Below are 16706 nucleotides of genomic sequence, written 5' to 3' on the forward strand. Positions count from 1 at the left end.
CCCGGAACATAAGTATTGGCCGCTCACCACCCCTTATTACCTCTACTCTTAGTAAAATTCCATGGCCTCCGCCACGACGCGATAGGGGCCTTCACAGTCTAGAACAATTATTCTCACAGGAGTAAATACAAAGTCACCCGGCATGTTCACTGTAGGTATGCATCACCCAGGACCGCCGCAGTTCATGGCTGTCGGTGAGTCAGTCCAGCTCGCACCGCGAGACCCCGAACCCGATGGCGCGTACACGTGGCACGTACGAAGTGCCCCCGTCGCCAGTAGCCTCGAACTCCCCGACGACGAGGCAGTCGTCCAGTTCGACCCAGACGCCGCAGGTAACTACGTCCTCGAACTCGAAGCACCCGATGGAACCCACACGCTGACCATCCGCGTGTTCCCCGGCTCGTATCTCCCCGCAGGCTCCGTTCGAAGCGGTGCCAGTGGGATGAGCGGATACAGCGGCTACAGCGGCCAGAGCGGTTCTGCCCGGCCGACGCAGTTCAGCGGCGGTGCCTCTGGCTCCGGCAGCGGCGCCGGTGAGGCCCAGCGCGGTGAGGGTGGCCGACCTCGAATCCGTCTCGACGCCACCGTCGAAGACGACGTCGTCGTCGTCCGCGCCGACCCGCAACCCAACCCGAACAGTACCACCGACCGTGACGACCTCGTCGTCGAGTTCGTCGTCGACGACCGCGACGATATCGACGACTCCGCAGTCGAGACCGAAGGGTGGGAACTCCGTGTTCCGCTGTCGGCAATCGGTGACCGCCTCCGCGTCCACGCCGTCGCTATCGACGAGACGTACAGCGTCCCCGACGCTGTGACCGTCGAGCGCGACGCGCTGACCGACGGTGGGCTCACAGAGACCGAGTCCGAACCCGCGAGTCACACCGACGGGTCCGGCGCACAGCCTGTGTCGGTCTCGCGCCCGAACGACCCCCCGAAGTGGGCCCAAGAGGTCACGCTCTACGAGATTTACGTCCGTGGCTACGCCTCCGACGACGACGAGGCCGACAACACGTTCGAGGCACTCGAAAAACGACTCGACTACCTCGAATCCCTCGGCGTCGACTGTCTCTGGTTGACGCCCGTCCTCCAGAACGACCACGCACCCCACGGCTACAACATCGTGGACTTCTACTCAATCGCGGAGGACCTCGGCTCCCGAGAGGACTACGAGCAGTTCGTCGAGGCCGCCCACGACCACGGGATGAAGGTGCTCTTCGACCTCGTCCTCAACCACTCTGCGCGCGAACATCCGTTCTTCAAAGACGCGTACAAGAACCCCGACTCGGAGTACTACGACTGGTACGAGTGGCAAGACAGCGGCGAACCGGGCACGTACTTCGACTGGGAGTACATCGCCAACTTCGACCACCGAAACCTCGAGGTTCGACGCTACCTCCTCGACGCCGTCGACATGTGGGCCGACGTCGTGGACGGATTCCGCTGCGACATGGCGTGGGCCGTCCCCGACACCTTCTGGCAGGAGGTCCACGACCGCGTCAAGGCGAAAGACCCCGAGTTCCTGCTCCTCGACGAGACCATCCCGTACATCGCCGACTTCCACGAGGGCATGTTCGACATGCACTTCGATACGACGCTGTACTTCACGCTCCGGCAAGTCGGTCGCGGCGACGAACCCGCCGAACGAATCCTCGACGCCATCGACCAGCGGACCGAAGTCGGGTTCCCCGACCACGCGGCGTTCATGCTCTACCTCGAAAACCACGACGAAACGCGGTACATCGTCGAGTGCGGCGAGTCCGAAGCGATGGCCGCCGCAGGCGCACTCTTCACGCTCCCCGGCGTGCCGATGGTCTACGGTGGCCAAGAGATTGGCCAGCGCGGCCGTCGTGACGCACTCGCGTGGAAGCACGCCCGTGACGACATCCGCGACCACTACGAGCGCCTCATCGAGGTCCGCAACGAGACGCCCGCGCTCCGGAACAGCGGGAGCGAGTTCCGCCGCATCGACTACGAAGCGGACTCTGACCGTGCTGTCGCGTTCGTCCGCGACCACGACGAAGGCTCGTACCTCTGTGTCCTGAACTTCGGTGACGACCCCGTCACCATCGACGTTGGTGACCTCGCCGTCGAGGCGACCGACATCGTCTCTGGCGACTCTGTCGCCGCTGAGGGCGGTATCCGCGTCGACGACGTCGCAATCTGTCCCCTCGCGTAAGCGCTCGCTACCCACTTTCAGTAAACTGTCTGACAACTCACGATGAGCACGAAATATGGCACCCCGACACTCCTGACCGACCGCACGGACGACCTCGTCTCGTGGTACGAGACGGTCGTTTCGAACCACGACGACACCTTCGAGGCCGCGAAAGAACTGTCAGAACGACTCGGCGCGCACGTCTCCCAAGACGGTGCTGCCGTCGAGTTCGGGTTCTGGACGCCCGAACTCGTCGAAGACGAGATTCCCGAAGACGCGGTCGAACTCGAACTGTTGACTCCGCCGGCGGATGTCGACCCCAGTGACACAGACCACCGGGAAGTCTCGTTCGAACGCGACCGAATCTCGATGGAACGCGCCGGCGACTACCACTGGGCAGTCGTCGAAGGCGTCCGCGCAGGCACGCGAGAGACCCTCGGGTCGCTCTACCAACTCGTCTACGAGGACGAGGACGGCGAAGAACACACGATTCAGGACCCAGTCTCGTACTCGGTTCCGTTCGGCCCGTTCGCACCTGCCGAAGTGTACGACGTGACTGTCCTCGACGAGACGCGCGCCGACCGCGAGTACTTCGAAGCGCTCGGCACCGACGACGAACCCGTCTCGACGACCGAAGACGACGGCCTCCCGCGCATCGACCCCGCGACGAGCATGCTGGAGATTCACCCCGGCACCGCCACCGAACGCGGGTCGCTCGCCGGGCTCGCCGAAGTGTACGAAGACATCGCCGAGAAACAGCGTGCCGACGAGGCCCTCGAACCGTGGGAGCGCGCGTTCGCTGGCTACGACGGCATTCAGGTGATGCCTGTCGAACCGCTGACCGAGAACGAAGAGGAACACGACTTCTGGTCGGTCGAATCTGAGACGAACGACGAAGTCACCGTCGAAATCGCCCGCCCCGACATGATAAACTGGGGCTACGACATCGTCGTCAGCGCCTTCTCCGCGCCGAATCCGGCGATTCTCGAATCCGGTCGTCCGGACGAACTCGTCGACTTCATCGCCGCCTGCCACGACCTGCCGCGACCAATCAAGGTCGTCTTCGACGTGGCACTCGGCCACGCCGACGACCGAGGTGCGGAACTCCTCAACGACCGCTACATCCTCGGCCCGGGGATGTACGGCAAGCACCTCGATTACACCGAACCCACGGCACGCGCCGTCTTCCTCGAGATGCAGCGCCGCAAGATGGACTTCGGTGCCGACGGTATCCGCGTCGACGGCGCACAGGACTTCACCTCCTACGACCCCGAGACGGGTGAGATGTACCACGACGACGACTTCCTCGCGGAGATGGACCGCGTCGTGCAGGAAGTCGCCGGCACCGAGTATCGCCCGTGGATGGTCTACGAAGACGGTCGGCCGTGGCCACGTGAGGACTGGGAGCTCGCGTCGTCGTACCGCGCGCTCATCGAACAACACCCCCACTCGTTCCAGTGGTCACCCATCACCTTCGCGCACAACACGCCCGCGTTGCTCACCTTCTGGGCGACCAAGTGGTGGCGCGTCCGCGAAGTCGGTGAGTTCGGTGGGAACTGGTTGACTGGCGTCGCCAACCACGACACGGTGCGAAGAGGAACCCAAATCGACCCGACGGTCGAGTTCAACCAGTCGCCGGTCAACCCCTACTTGGGAGAGGACTACCCCGAGACCCTCGACGAAGCCTACGACAACGCCGCGTCGTCGATGCTGTTCCACTGCTTCCTGCCGGGCGTTCCGATGGACTTCGTCCACGCCAACATGCGCGCCCCGTGGGGCTTCATCCGCGACACTGACCCGACGTGGAACGTCAAAGTCGTCTCCGACGAGTCGAAGTTCCTCTACTGGCAGGTCCGCGACGAAGACTTCGAAGACGACCGGTTCTTCCACCGTGTGAAAGACCTCGGCTTCGAGTCACGCGAGGAACTCCTGACGTTCATGAACGCCCTCTCGTCGGCAGTCGGCGCGACCGACTACGACCTCGACGTGATGGCCGACATGCTCTCGGCGATGGACCAACCGCTCGGCGACGACCTCTCGGCTCAGGACCTCGAAGCCTACGGCTACGCGTGGATGCGCGACATCGACGACTTCGCCAACCTGAGTTACTGGCACGACGCACAGGACGACGAGCGGTCGGCGTACCGTCTCCAGACGAGAGAGTTCCGCCACGACCGCCCGTGGCTCCTCGCCGACCTCGACGAGGACGAGGACTACTTCAGCTACCGACACCCGACCGACGGGACGGTCCTCTACTACGGGTTCCGGAACTCACCCGACGGTGACGAACAACTCCTGTTCGCCGCGAACATGGAGGGCGTCCCAGTGGACGTCTCGCCCGAGTATCTCGCCGAAGACGCCGCCGAGGACGCGAACGCTCCCGACATCCCGACCGACGGATGGGAACCAGCGCTCGTCGCACCCGGCGTCGAGGACTCGACCGACGTCGCACTCGACAACGGCCAGGCAATCGTCTGGCGGCGCGAACCCTAACGGGTCGCACTTCGCTTTCGTCTCATACTCGGTGCTGGTCCCGTTTTGGGTGATAAACCTGTGTACGCGAGCCACTGGTGCAGGCTCTTCGCTGGGACGCATCGCTGGCAGTCGGGGGAATGGTTTACTCACCGGCCTCCGTATTCGAGAGACATGCTCGACGTTGGCGACAGCGCACCAGATTTCTCCGTCCCGATTGCAGGCGGCGAAGTGTACAACGACATCAGTTCGTTCACGCTCAGTGAAGCACTCGGCGACGGCCCCATCGTCTTGGCGTTCATCCCGGCGGCGTTCACCAGCGGGTGTACGACCGAGATGTGTACGTTCCGCGATTCGATGCACCGGTTCGAGGGACTCGACGCGAAGGTCTACGGCATCAGCGTGGACCTCCCGCCGGCACTGAACATCTTCATCCAGCAAGAGGAACTCAACTTCCCCATGCTCTCTGACTGGAGACACGAGGTCATCCACGACTACGGTGTCGTGCTCCCCGATATGTACGGCCTCTTCGAGGTCGCCAAGCGGAGTATCTTCGTCCTCGATTCGACGGGGACCGTGACGTACCGATGGGTCGAAGGCGAGGGGAAGACCGACTTCGGCGCGGCCATCGATGCGGTGTACGACGCAGTCGCCGAGACTGTCTCCGTGTAACTCGTCCGACGTTCAGGCTTCGTCACCGGGTGCCGGCCGCGTGTACCACCACGCCCACAGAATGAGCACCACTTGCAGCGGGAGGCGTGCCCAGCGAGCCGTCGCAGAGGGATTTTGCACGAATTCAGGGACACCAGTGAGAACGACGCCGCTGGTCGCCATGTAGACGTTCGCCGGAAAGATGGCAATCAGCAGTGCAACGAGTCCCCACGCCGCGATACGTCGAGTCTGCGGAAGCAACACACCGATGCCGAGGGCGACTTCCGCGACTCCAGAGAGATAGACGAGTTCGAGTGCACGCGGAAACGCCGGCGGAACGATTTGGACGTACGCGTCAGGAACGACGAAGTGCATCACTCCCGCGACGATGTAGAGTGCACCCATCACGTAGCAGAGCGGGCGCTTGAATCGGGCCAACGTGGTAGTGATTTCCGTACTCATCTCATCTCACACTCGCTGTTCCAACACTCGACCGGCCCACAACCCGAGCGCAACGCTCCCGACCAGAATCGGAATCGAGTACGCTGGACCTGACGGCGCGACCAAGAAGAGTATCTCGGCGACGACGATAGCGACGAGCAGGCCGACGAGTCGCTCGCGGGTAACGACGCTCACGTGGGACTCCAGTGATTGTCGACCGCGCGCGCTCCTGCGATGTACTCGGCCTCTCGACGCTCGGTCCGTTTTTTCTGCTCCACACACTGTCGTCATTCAGCAGGTGCTTGTCTGTAGCGGCCCACTCGTGGTGGTCGGACGAATAAAAAATCGGGTGCAGGGTTAGTGGAGGATTAGGGCAGCAGCACGCCGTTGAGGGCGTGGATGACGCCGTTCGACGCCGTGATATCCGTAATGACGATGTCTGCTTGCCCGTCGTTCAGTTCGGTCCCATCGACGGCGATTTTCGCGCCGTTCAGCGTGGGCAGTTTCGGCACCCGCACGACGGACTTCTCCTTGCGCCGGCCGGGAACGACGTGGTAAAGGAGGATACTCGCAACGTCGTCGATGGTCAAGCCAGCGGGCAGGTTTCCGGTTTCGATAGCGTCGAGAACGTCTTCTTCGGTCAGTTCGACCCCAGCTAGTTCGCTGAAGAGGGCCACGAACGCATCGTCAGTCGGGGCGAGCACTGTTAGCTGTCGGTTGCCACTGAGAGCGCCGTCGAGCCCGGCGGCGACGACTGCCGCGACGAGAATATCGAACCGGTCGTCGCCTGACGCGATGTCTACGATAGTGGGCCCGTCACGAGGTGGTTTCGCGCTCGCCACACCTGCTCCACCTGCGAGCAGTAGTCCCGCGCCGCCGATCGTCTTCAGTGCTTGCCGCCGGTCTGGATTGAACGTCATATTCGAACAGGAGAATGTTGCTTTCCGAATTAAGTTATGTACCTTACTAGTTAGTAGATTCCTCTGGAATCGGCAGTTAAACGTCTTCTAATGCAGATGTTCAGTTTTTCAATATTGTTCTGAGCAACCCATCCAGACGGGGCAACTGCCGCTCAGTTCGCTGCAGTCGCGTTCGTCTCCACCGCCACGCCCGGCAGATACTCGCCGTCGGGACCGACCCATTCACTTTCGGTTCCACAGTCGGTCGTGAGTCGGCAGACACGCGTCTCTGGCGGCCAGATGACGCGAACGTCGCCACCACTCCGTTCTACCGAGACGGTCTGCCGATACGTCACCGTCTCACCGAAGTCGCCGACGTAGGTGACGAGGAGGGCGACTTCACTCGCCCCATCGGGAATCGGAACTCGGTCGGGACCGGCAGCACGCGGATAGTTCGTCACACTGACGCCCTCAGATGTGATGTCCCACTCGACGGTGTGGTCCTCGGCCATCGGGACGTCGTATCGCGCGTACTCGTCGCCCGATTCGACCCGGACAGAGACGGTGTTGCTCCCCTCGGGCACACCGAGAGTCGTCGTCGCATCGACTCGGTCACTCTCCAGCACGCGAAGGCGGGTCAGCTCTGGGTCGACCGGCTCGACCGCACCGGTCCACGAGCCACGGTAGGTAAACCGATACGGTGTCCGGTTCGTCGCGTCGAGGACGGTGAAGTCCTGTTCGGCACCGTCGTCGATAGCGTAGAGGACTGGCCCGTCGAATCCCGGGTCGTTGCGGAGGGTCTGGAACGGGTGGGCGGACCAGTCACCGTATGGGTCGGGGTGGAACACCAGCGCCTTCGAGTCGTTCGCCTTCCCGGCACCGACCTTCGGGACAGACGGCGAAAGTGGTGGGTCTTCGAACCCCGCGTCGAGGAGCGGTTCGTACGTCCCAGCGAGATTTTCGGTACGGAGGCGGTTCTCGTCGTACGGGTCGCCCGCCGCGTCGAGGGTGACGCCACCGGCGACGAGTGCGGAGACGAGAAGCACCGAGAAGACGACGCCGCGGGCCTCGGATGCGGAAAATCTGTCGTGGGCGAAACGGCGAAGCACCCGAACCACCCCGACGATTCCGGCCGCCCCGAAGGCGGCGAGTGGGACGAGCGCGTCGAAGTGGTAGAACGGACCGAGCAGGTCGATGAGACCGTTTCGGAGTCCGTTGTGGGTCCCCCAGAAGAAGGCGTTGCCGACGAACACGGAGACGAAGACGCCGACGAGAATCGAGGCGAGCGCGTCGTCCGACAGTTCGACGAACGCTCGCTTGCGCCCGCCGAGGCCGTGATAGCGTCGTCTGTCGCTCCCACGGAGCTTTCGGCCGGTCTGGTGCCGCCACCATCGTTGGGCCGTGAGACCGACGCCGACGACAGCGGCGACGGTTCCAAGCCACCCCATCGGCCCCCAGCGAGTCACGAGCAACCTGAGCGCCTCGATGCTCGTTTCGACACCCAGCGCGGGCGTGAAGACGATGTCGTAGCCGAGTATCGCCCGGCGGCCGAATCCGATGCCGTCGAGCGGGGCGAACGCGATGTACGGGAATCGCAGTGGGTCGCCGGTGACGACGGCGTTGTACGCGAGCGTCAGGCCGACGAAGGCGAGTCCGGGGAGTGCGATGGCGACGTATCGCCGAAAGACGGGCCACCCCGTCCCGCCTCGCCACGCGTTGGTGAGCGCCCACAGCGAGTGTACGATGAACGGGAGGGCGAACAGGACGGCCGTGTAGGGTCGTGCGAAGAATGCGAGTCCGACGAGGCCGCCGGCGACGACGGCGTACCCCGAGGAGTCCCGTCGCGCTGCCCTGACGTAGCAGACGGCGAACCCGAGGTTGAGCATCGTCGCGGGGGCGTACGCGAGGAACGTCGCCGAGGTGAGGAGAAACAGCGGTGCAGTTCCGAGGAGTCCCGCAGCGAGGATACCCGTCTCACGGTCGAACACGTCTGCCGTGAGTGTGTAGACGAGTCCTGCGTTCGCGGCGGCGACGGCACCCAAGACGAGGTTCGGGAGTCCGACTGCGAGACCGAGGGCGAACAGGGCCGGAACGACGGGCCCGTACTTCGAGTACATCTGAACCCCACCGGGCGCGCTCGTCGTCTCTTCGACGACGAAGAACCACGGTCTGACCGCATCAGCGAGGGCACCGGGATAGAGGAACAGCTTGCCCTCCAACAGCATCGCGGCCTGTGTGAGGTAGACGCCTTCGTCGTCGTTGACGGAGTGGAACGGAAAGAGGTCCACTGCGAGCCACGTCACGAGGAGGCCGACAACCAGTGAGATGACGAGGGCGGCCGCTCGGCGTCGCGTTCGCGTTCGGTCGAAGTCCAACTGGAGGTCGAAGTCGAAGGGAAAACTGCGGTCGATATCTGGAATACGGGACCCGCGCCGACCCATTCTCAGTCCGAGTAGAGACCGGTCTCGGGGCGTTGTTCGCGCGGGAACCACGCGAGTTCGTGACCCGCGTCGAGCGTCACTTCGACGCGACCATCGGTCGGCACCGTCTCGTCGTGGTTGTGCATACACAGCAGGTTGTCGCCGCCATCGAGCGCGACTTCGTAGAGGATGGTTGGCCCGAGATAGCGCTTGCCGACGACCTCACCGTGGCCTTCGCCTTCGCACGCGTGAGCGGACACGTCGTCCGGGCGGACGAGAATATCGATGTCGGTCTCGTCGTACTCGGGTGCGAGGCCGTGAATCTGCTCGCGTGTGACCGACCCGAGTTCCGTCTCTACCACGTCGCCGGAGATGTGGCCGGGGAGGAAACCAGCGTAGCCGAGGAAGCCAGCGACGAACCGTGATTCGGGGTGTTGGAAGACCTGTTCGGGTTCGCCAATCTGTTCGAGGTCACCGTCGTTCATCACGGCGACCCGGTCCGAGATAGACATCGCCTCTTCTTGGTCGTGAGTGACCGAGACGGCCGTCACGCCCGCTTCTTTGAGGATGCGGCGGACCTCTTCGCGCATCTGGACGCGGAGGTCAACGTCGAGGTTCGAGAAGGGTTCGTCGAGGAGCAGAATCGCTGGTTCCGGCGCGAGCGAACGGGCGAGGGCGACCCGCTGTTGTTGCCCGCCGGAGAGTTCGTCCGGGTAGCTCCCACCCTGCGTTTCGAGCCCCACGAGGTCGAGCAGTTCCTGCACGCGGGCGTCGCGCTCGGCTTTGTCGAGGTCCTTCAGGCCGAAGGCGATGTTCTCTGCGGCGGTGAGGTGCGGGAACAGTGCGAACTCTTGGAACACGACGCCGACGCCGCGTTCTTCGGGTGCGGTGAACGAGCCATTGCCCGAGACAGGAGTCCCGTTCAGCCGAATCTCGCCCCCGTCCGGGTGGTCGAGGCCGGCGATGAGGCGAAGCGTCGTGGTCTTGCCGCACCCAGACGGGCCGAGGAGCGTGAGAATCTCGCCTTCTTCGACGGCGAGCGATAGCTCTTCGATGACCGTCTCGGCTCCGTACGACTTCGAGACGCCGTCGAGTTCGAGGACGGTGTTGGTGTCTGCGTTCGGCATCTGTTTGTTGTCCGAGCGTTCGGTGGTCGAAAGTGTACTATTTGACATCGTATCCCTCTTGTGTGATGATGACGAGCATCGACAGCCCCGAGACGAAAAGCAGGATGAGCGCGGGCACTGCTGCCTGCCCGAAGTATCCTGCCGCGTAGGCCGTCCAGATGTGCGTCACGAGCGTTTTGAACCCCGCCGGACGCAGGAGAAGCGTCGCCGGGAGTTCTTTCATGGTGGTCAAGAAGACCAGCGCCGCGCCGCCGAACAGGCCGGGCGCGACGAGGGGGAGCGTCACGTGACGGAACGCCCCCGATGGCGTCTCTCCGAGGGTCCGTGCTGCCTCCGGAAGCGCCGGGTCGACCCGAAGGAACGAGGCACGGAGCGACCCGACCGCTTGCGGGAGGAAGCGGATGACGTAGGCGAAGACGAGCAGGTAGAGCGTCTGGTAGATGGGTGTCGCGTACGAACTGCCAAAGAAGACCAGCGCGAGTCCGAGGACGACCCCGGGAACCGCGTAGCCGACGTAGGTGGAACGCTCGAACACCGAACTCACCCGCGATGGGTGACGCGCGGCGAGGTACGCGACGGGGAGGCCAGCGACGGTTGCTGCACCGGCAGTCGCGGCCGCGACGAGCACGGAGTTGAACGCGTACTCGGGCTGGAACGCGAGTGACTGACTCGTCTCGGCGACGCCTTCCGCGAACCACGTGAGCAGGATGCCCAGCGGGACGACGAGGGCGACTGCCGCGACGAGAGCTGCGAACCCGATTGCGGGGTACTTCCAGCGTCCGAGGCGCATCACGCTCCCCGACCGGCCGCCGGTCGTGGTGCGTTCGTCACCGCGAATCTGTGATTCGAGCGTGAGGATGAGGAGCGTCACGGCGACGAGTTGGAGCGACAGGAGCGTCGCAGTGTCACGACCGAACGACCCGAACTCCACGTAGATGACGCGAGTGAACGCGTCGAACTTCATGATGGCGGGCGTCCCGAAGTCAGACAGGGCGTAGAGCGCCGCGAGCAGTGCCCCAGCGGCGACGGCGGGGCGAATCTGTGGGATAGTCACCCGCTTGAACGCCTCCCAGCGGGTGTGGTTCAGGGTCCGCGCAGCGTCGATGAGCGTGGTGTCCATCGACTTCAGCGCGGCCCGGGTGGTGATGAACACGTACGGGTACGTGTAGAGCGTCAGCACTAAAACGGCTCCGGGTAGCCCGTAGATTTCGGGAAGTGATTCGACACCGAGCGGTTCCAACAAGCGCTGGAACACACCACGGGGGCCGAACGCCGAGACGAACGCGAACGCGCCGATGTAGCTCGGAATGACGAGCGGCAGCGCGATGATGATGGTCCAAAATCGCTTGAACGGGAGGTCGGTTCGAACGGTGAGATACGCCAGCGGGACACCGAGTGCGACACACGCGGCCGTCACGAGGACGACGAGGACCGTACTGTTCAGGAAGACTTCGACTGTCGTTGGCCGGGTGACGAGTGCGACTGCTTCGGAGAATCCGACGTCGAGTGCCGATTTGACGAGCCACAACAGCGGGACGATGACGGCAGCAGCGACGGCGGCGCTCGCGACGGTCAGTCCGAGCGGTTGCTGGTCTTCGCCGTCACCGGTCTTCGTCTGCTGTTCTGTGGCCATCAGTGATTCACCCTAAAGCACGCCCACCTCACGCAAGAGTCGCACGGTTCCTTCCAGGTCCGCCAGTTGCGTCAGGTCGAGCCCTTCTGGGGGGTTGAGCTCGTCGATGGGCGGGAGTTCGCCGATTGGGTCGACGCCCGAGACGAGCGGGTACTCGAAGGTCGTCCGCGCGAAGTAGTCCTGTGCTTCTGCAGAGAGCAGGTGACGGACGAAGTTGGTCGCGAGGTCTGAGTCGTCTGCAGTGTCGAGGACGAGTGCGCCGGCGACGTTGAAGATCGACCCGGCGTCGCCAGCAGTAAACGCAGTCCCGAGCGGTGCCTCGGACCGGCCGGCGAGGATACGCTGGATGTAGTAGTGGTTCGCGAAGCCAGCGCCGATTTCGCCGTCGGCGACGGCCTGCGAGACGAGGAACTCGTCGTTGAACTCGGTGACACCGAGGTCTTGCATCCCCTGCAGCCACTCTTTCGTCGCTTCTTCACCTTCGAGGACGCGCATCGCGGTGATGAACGCCTGGAAGGAGGAGTAGGTCGGTGCCCACCCGATGTTGTCGCGGAACGCTTCCGTCTCCGGGAACGCCATGATGTCGTCCGGGATGTCCGAGTCGGCGAACTGGTCGGTGTTGAACGGAACGGTTCGGGCGCGGCCCGAGGTCCCGGTCCACTGGCCGTCGGGGTCGTGGAACTCGTCGCGGACGAGGTCGAGGACGTCCGTCGGAAGCGACTGTGTTCGACCCTCGTCTTTCAGGGCACCGAGTGAGCCCGCGTTGACCGAGAAGAACACGTCGGCAGGACTGTTCTCACCTTCGGTCAGGATCTGGTTGACGAGTTCGGTCGCGGAGTTGTACCGTGGGCGAATCGTGAAGTCGTCGTAGTACTCTTCGAAGAACGAGATGAGTTCGCCGACGAGCGCCTCACCGCGTCCAGAGTAGAGCGTAAGTTCACCCGAAAGCTCCGGCATCTCTGAAATCGACACGCCACCGGTTATCTCACGGTCGCCGAATGGTGAGCGGCCCGAGCCAATCTGCTGGACTGGTTCGCCTCCTTCGGCTTCTGTCGTCGTCTCTTCTTCGCCGCCAAGTCCGGTACAGCCGGCGAGTGAGCCGAGACCAAGTGCCGCCGTCGCCGCGATGAACCGGCGACGACCGTGGCCGCGAGGCTCCCGGTCGTGGTCTTGCATATATGGATTTAGGTCGACCTAAACCATTTATATCTACCGGTTGGACTCGCTCTTTGAGAAAGGTGGGACCGAGGGCTCAGTCGTCAGCAGGGACTGCTGCACGGGGCGCTGCCAACTGGTCTAGACAGGCTAACCAGTCTTGCATGTGCGTCCCGACGTAGTTGAAGAACTCGCCGTTTCGGTAGTCGGACCAGTCGCCGTCGGCGAGTGCGTCGGCCATCGCCTCGAACACGTCGGCGTAGGTGTCGGCGTCGTCACCGACAGCGTCGACGACTTCCCAGAGGTGTTCGTTGAGTTCGAGACCCGGAACCTCGTTGTTGAGGTCGTCGAACGTCGGCCGTGCGGCCTTGTTGTGCTCACAGAGCGGATAGCCCGTCACGATGTCCTTTTCGAGCACGTCGGCGGCGCGTTTGAGGAAGACGCCCGACCAGATGTCGTCGAATCGGCCGACCTCCCACTCGTTGTCGTCCATCGGCAACTGGTAGAACGCCGGGATGACTTCGCGCTCGAACGCGAGGTTCATCGAACAGACGGTGAGATACTGGCCGGGTTCGGCCACGAAGTCGCCGTCGAAGTCGTCGAAGTCGGTCCGCGTCTGCGCCTGTCCTTCGAGGTCACCGTCCATCAGGATGCGAACGGCGTCGAGGTCGGGAACGTTGGTCCAGAGTCCCTGTGAGGCGACCACGTCACGGAGTTCACGGGTTCCCGTCTCGACGGTCTCGTCCATCGCCGAGTACGGGTACCCTCGCGGGTACAGTCCGTGTTCCTCGGCGTTCTGGTAGAGGACGTTCACCCACTGCTCGTCGCTCGAGACAGACTCGATTTCTCCCTCGCGGTGGAGGTTCTCCATGTGTCGGCCGAAGAAGTCCCACTCGTCGTGCGGCAGTGTATCGTCGTCGATGAAGACGCCGTAGTCGTACTCGGGGTGGGCCCACATGTAAAGGAGGCCGAAACTCGTCTGGGCGTGACTCGCCGCAGGAACGAGGTGCGAGAATTCGTCGATTCCGTGTTCAGCGTACCATTCGTCGCGTGCCGACTCGTCGAAGACGGCGCCAGCGACGCCTTCGTCGTCGAGCATCGCTTCCATCCCCTCGGTGTCGCAGAAGTCCTCGGTCACGAGGAGGACGAACAGGCGGTCGAGGTCGAAGTCGTGTGCACGGGCGTTGTCGAAGTACGCTCGCATGCACTCGTACTCGCGGATGGTCGGCACGACGACGCAGATGTCCGGTTCCATCGTCTGTATGAATTTAGGCCGACCAAAAATACCTGTTGGTCCGCGACAGAACGCTTCAGACAGCCGAAAGGTTCGGGAGAAATCGATATGCTGCGATAACTCCCCGTCAACGATTCCCGGTCAACGACTCCAACAACGTCACCGCCGTCTCTTTTGCCAGCGGGTCGTTCGCGTTCCCGCACTGCGGTGACTGCACACACGATGGACAGCCGTCCTCGCAGTCACAGTCGTCGATGAGTGCGGCCGTCTGTCGCATCAATCGCTCGACGATGTCGTATCCCGCGCGGGTCAACCCGACACCGCCGGGATGACCGTCGTAGATGAATATCGTCGATTGCTCGGTGTGCGGGTGGTAGGGTGTCGAGAGGCCGCCGATGTCGCCGCGGTCACACAGGAGCGTCAGCGGAAACAGCGAAATCATCCCGTGTTCTGCGGCGTGGATGCCGCCGTTGAAACCGTACTCGCCCCCCATCTCACGCATCTCCGACTCCACGTCGCTTGGGACGGTGAAGTACAGCGCTTTGGTTCGAAGACTCGTCTCTGGGAGGTCGAGCAACTGTTGGCCGAGCGTCGATCCGCGCTTCGGGTCGCGTCGCTCGAACCCCGTAATCTGTTTTCGCATCGTAATCTCTGCGAACCGAACCTCCACGTCCGGACGTGCTGACAGTGGTTTCGACACGATATCCCGCTCGACGGTGATGTGCTTGTCGTGGAGCACACGCGTGTAGTAGTCCGCCCACGTCGGTTGCAATCGGGCCACGTCACGGTCTAAATCCAAGTCTGCGACTTCGTAGGTCTGGCCCTGATGGTGGTATACCGCGCCGGGGTGGGCATCGCGGAGTGCGTCGTCGAATGCGAGTTTCGCGATGGTCTCGTTGTTCCGCGAGTCCATCAATCGAATCTCTCGGTCGGTGATGGTCCGGAGACTCATCGCGTGTTGTGGACTCTCGTCGCCGTCGTGAGTCCACCGAACGCCGTTCTCAGTATCCCGTCGCGCCAGCGTTCCCGCCTCTTCGAGGTCGGAGACGACGCCCGGGAACGACGTGCCGAAGTACGCGTCGTCCGCAGTCGAGAGCCAGTTTTCGGCCGCCGCACAGGCGACGTGACTTGGCATGAGGTGGTCGTTTTCGGGGTCGGACACCGCCCGCTCGGGGTCACCGTCGAAGAACTCTGTGGGGTGTTTCATCAGGTACTGGTCGAGTTGGTCCTCGCCACCGACGAGGACAACCAGTGCGGGTCTGTCACCTCGACCGGCCCGGCCTGCTTGCTGCCACGCCGACATCCGGGTCCCCGGATAGCCGTCGATAAGAACCACGTCGAGACCGCCAACGTCGACGCCGAGTTCGAGTGCGTTGGTACTCCAGACGCCACTGATGTCACCGTCGTGGAGCCCTGCTTCTATCTCTCGCCGGCGGTCGTGTGTGAGTGCGGCTTGGTAGGCAGCAATTTCGCCGGCGAGACCGTGTTCGCCTCGGTTCCGGAGGTCGCTCGCGCTCTCGGACGCGTATCGCTCGGCGGCCTGCCGAGCACGAGTGAACGCGAGGGTCTGATGTCCGCGCGCGACGAGGTCCACGAACAGGTTCTTCGTCTCGACGTGGCCCGAGCGACGACGACCCGACCCACCCGCGTCTGGGTTCTCGTACTCAGGCGGGTTCCACAGGAGCCAATGCGTTTCACCGGTTCCGCTCGTGTCGTCGTCTACGAGGGTGAACGACGTTTCGGCCTCGCCGGTGATTCGCGCGGCGTGTTCGACTGGGTTGCCGATGGTCGCCGAACAGCAGACGAACTGCGGGTCCGACCCGAACCGTTCACAGACTCGCTTGAGGCGGCGGAGGAGGAGCGCAACGTGACTCCCAAACACGCCGCGATAGCCGTGAACCTCGTCGATGACGACCGTCTCGAGTGACGAGAAGAACCACTCCCACAGGCGGTGCGCGTGCGGGAGCAGTGCGTAGTGGAGCATGTCTGGATTCGACAGGAGAACCGTCGGCATTCGTTTTCTGACCTCCCGCTTTTCGGTCTTCGAGAGGCGACCGGTGTACTGGTCGACCGAGACCCGGCTCCCGAACCCCAACCCGTGTGCGAGGTCTGAGAGCGTGTCGAGTTGGTCAGACACGAGGGCGTTCTGCGGACCGAGGTAGAGGGTTCGACCCCCGTGGTCCATTGCTCGCTCGAACGCTGGAATCGTGTACGCGAGGCTCTTTCCGCTCGCGGTTCGCGTCGCGAGGACGACGTTCTCCCCCTTGCGAACTGCGTCGACTGCCTCCGCTTGGTGCTGGTAGGGGCGGTCGATGCCGCGGTCTGCGAGGGCCGACGCCAATCGGGGTTCGAGGTCGAGGTCGGCAAACGAGGGGTCTCGGGCGTCGAACCGGCGGTGCGACTGAATCTGCCCGTCGTAGTACGGCCGGTCTCGAAGCCACTCGATGAGGTCGTCCACAGGCCCTCTGCGGACTTCGTCCTCCTAACGCTGTCGCCGGGACGGACTCCACGCCTCT

General features: G+C 63.4%; 12 protein-coding genes. 3 read left to right on the forward strand and 9 right to left on the reverse strand.

Features of this window, described 5'->3' with window-relative positions:
• Positions 1-157: 157 nt before the first annotated feature.
• The 3 genes from malA to GJR98_RS09615 all read left to right on the forward strand — a co-directional run bounded on the left by malA (position 158) and on the right by GJR98_RS09615 (position 5302).
• A complete protein-coding gene (gene malA, locus GJR98_RS09605) occupies positions 158-2179 on the forward strand; it encodes an alpha-amylase MalA (protein WP_305037623.1) in 2022 nt (673 codons plus the stop codon).
• A gap of 42 nt (positions 2180-2221) precedes the next feature.
• Positions 2222-4651, forward strand: a complete 2430-nt coding sequence (gghA, locus tag GJR98_RS09610) for a glucosylglycerol hydrolase (protein WP_151137714.1) — start codon at positions 2222-2224, stop codon at positions 4649-4651.
• A gap of 153 nt (positions 4652-4804) precedes the next feature.
• The gene (locus tag GJR98_RS09615) at positions 4805-5302 is read left to right on the forward strand and encodes a redoxin domain-containing protein (RefSeq protein WP_151137716.1); all 498 of its coding nucleotides are present in this window, start codon (positions 4805-4807) and stop codon (positions 5300-5302) included.
• Positions 5303-5314: 12 nt separating this feature from the next.
• Here the strand turns inward: GJR98_RS09615 and GJR98_RS09620 are convergent, their stop codons facing one another.
• From GJR98_RS09620 to GJR98_RS09660, 9 genes are all read right to left on the reverse strand, one after another.
• On the reverse strand, positions 5315-5743 hold the full coding sequence (locus tag GJR98_RS09620) for a DoxX family protein (RefSeq protein WP_151137718.1): 429 nt from the start codon (positions 5741-5743) through the stop codon (positions 5315-5317).
• A 6-nt stretch (positions 5744-5749) separates the two neighbouring features.
• Positions 5750-5917: a hypothetical protein gene (locus GJR98_RS09625; protein WP_154269722.1), complete on the reverse strand. Its 168-nt coding sequence runs from the start codon at positions 5915-5917 to the stop codon at positions 5750-5752.
• 173 nt (positions 5918-6090) lie between these two features.
• Entirely contained in the window at positions 6091-6642 is a 552-nt protein-coding gene (locus GJR98_RS09630) for a fasciclin domain-containing protein (RefSeq protein WP_151137721.1), read from the reverse strand.
• Between the two features lie 152 nt (positions 6643-6794).
• Positions 6795-9062 carry an ArnT family glycosyltransferase gene (locus GJR98_RS09635; RefSeq protein WP_151137723.1) on the reverse strand — a complete coding sequence of 756 codons (2268 nt, stop codon included), beginning with the start codon at positions 9060-9062 and terminating at the stop codon, positions 6795-6797.
• Between the two features lie 2 nt (positions 9063-9064).
• Complete coding sequence (locus GJR98_RS09640; protein ID WP_151137726.1) at positions 9065-10216, reverse strand: ABC transporter ATP-binding protein; 1152 nt, start codon at positions 10214-10216, stop codon at positions 9065-9067.
• Positions 10206-11801 carry an ABC transporter permease gene (locus GJR98_RS09645; protein WP_151137728.1) on the reverse strand — a complete coding sequence of 532 codons (1596 nt, stop codon included), beginning with the start codon at positions 11799-11801 and terminating at the stop codon, positions 10206-10208. Before GJR98_RS09645 ends, GJR98_RS09640 begins: the two co-directional genes overlap by 11 nt.
• A gap of 12 nt (positions 11802-11813) precedes the next feature.
• Positions 11814-12977 carry an iron ABC transporter substrate-binding protein gene (locus tag GJR98_RS09650; RefSeq protein ID WP_151137731.1) on the reverse strand — a complete coding sequence of 388 codons (1164 nt, stop codon included), beginning with the start codon at positions 12975-12977 and terminating at the stop codon, positions 11814-11816.
• Positions 12978-13053: 76 nt separating this feature from the next.
• Positions 13054-14211, reverse strand: coding sequence for an alpha-1 4-glucan-protein synthase (locus tag GJR98_RS09655; protein WP_151137733.1), 1158 nt, complete (start codon positions 14209-14211; stop codon positions 13054-13056).
• A 106-nt stretch (positions 14212-14317) separates the two neighbouring features.
• A complete protein-coding gene (locus GJR98_RS09660; RefSeq protein ID WP_151137736.1) occupies positions 14318-16648 on the reverse strand; it encodes a DEAD/DEAH box helicase in 2331 nt (776 codons plus the stop codon).
• Between the last annotated feature and the right edge of the window lie 58 nt (positions 16649-16706).

It is taken from the genome of Haloferax marinisediminis (assembly GCF_009674585.1).
In the GTDB taxonomy this organism is placed as follows: domain Archaea; phylum Halobacteriota; class Halobacteria; order Halobacteriales; family Haloferacaceae; genus Haloferax; species Haloferax marinisediminis.

Coding starts and splice junctions, on each gene's coding strand:
- malA (WP_305037623.1), top strand. CDS start 158: ATGCATCACCCAGGACCGCCGCAGTTCATGGCTGTCGGTGAGTCAGTC.
- gghA (WP_151137714.1), top strand. CDS start 2,222: ATGAGCACGAAATATGGCACCCCGACACTCCTGACCGACCGCACGGAC.
- GJR98_RS09615 (WP_151137716.1), top strand. CDS start 4,805: ATGCTCGACGTTGGCGACAGCGCACCAGATTTCTCCGTCCCGATTGCA.
- GJR98_RS09620 (WP_151137718.1), bottom strand. CDS start 5,743: ATGAGTACGGAAATCACTACCACGTTGGCCCGATTCAAGCGCCCGCTC.
- GJR98_RS09630 (WP_151137721.1), bottom strand. CDS start 6,642: ATGACGTTCAATCCAGACCGGCGGCAAGCACTGAAGACGATCGGCGGC.
- GJR98_RS09635 (WP_151137723.1), bottom strand. CDS start 9,062: ATGGGTCGGCGCGGGTCCCGTATTCCAGATATCGACCGCAGTTTTCCC.
- GJR98_RS09640 (WP_151137726.1), bottom strand. CDS start 10,216: ATGTCAAATAGTACACTTTCGACCACCGAACGCTCGGACAACAAACAG.
- GJR98_RS09645 (WP_151137728.1), bottom strand. CDS start 11,801: ATGGCCACAGAACAGCAGACGAAGACCGGTGACGGCGAAGACCAGCAA.
- GJR98_RS09650 (WP_151137731.1), bottom strand. CDS start 12,977: ATGCAAGACCACGACCGGGAGCCTCGCGGCCACGGTCGTCGCCGGTTC.
- GJR98_RS09655 (WP_151137733.1), bottom strand. CDS start 14,211: ATGGAACCGGACATCTGCGTCGTCGTGCCGACCATCCGCGAGTACGAG.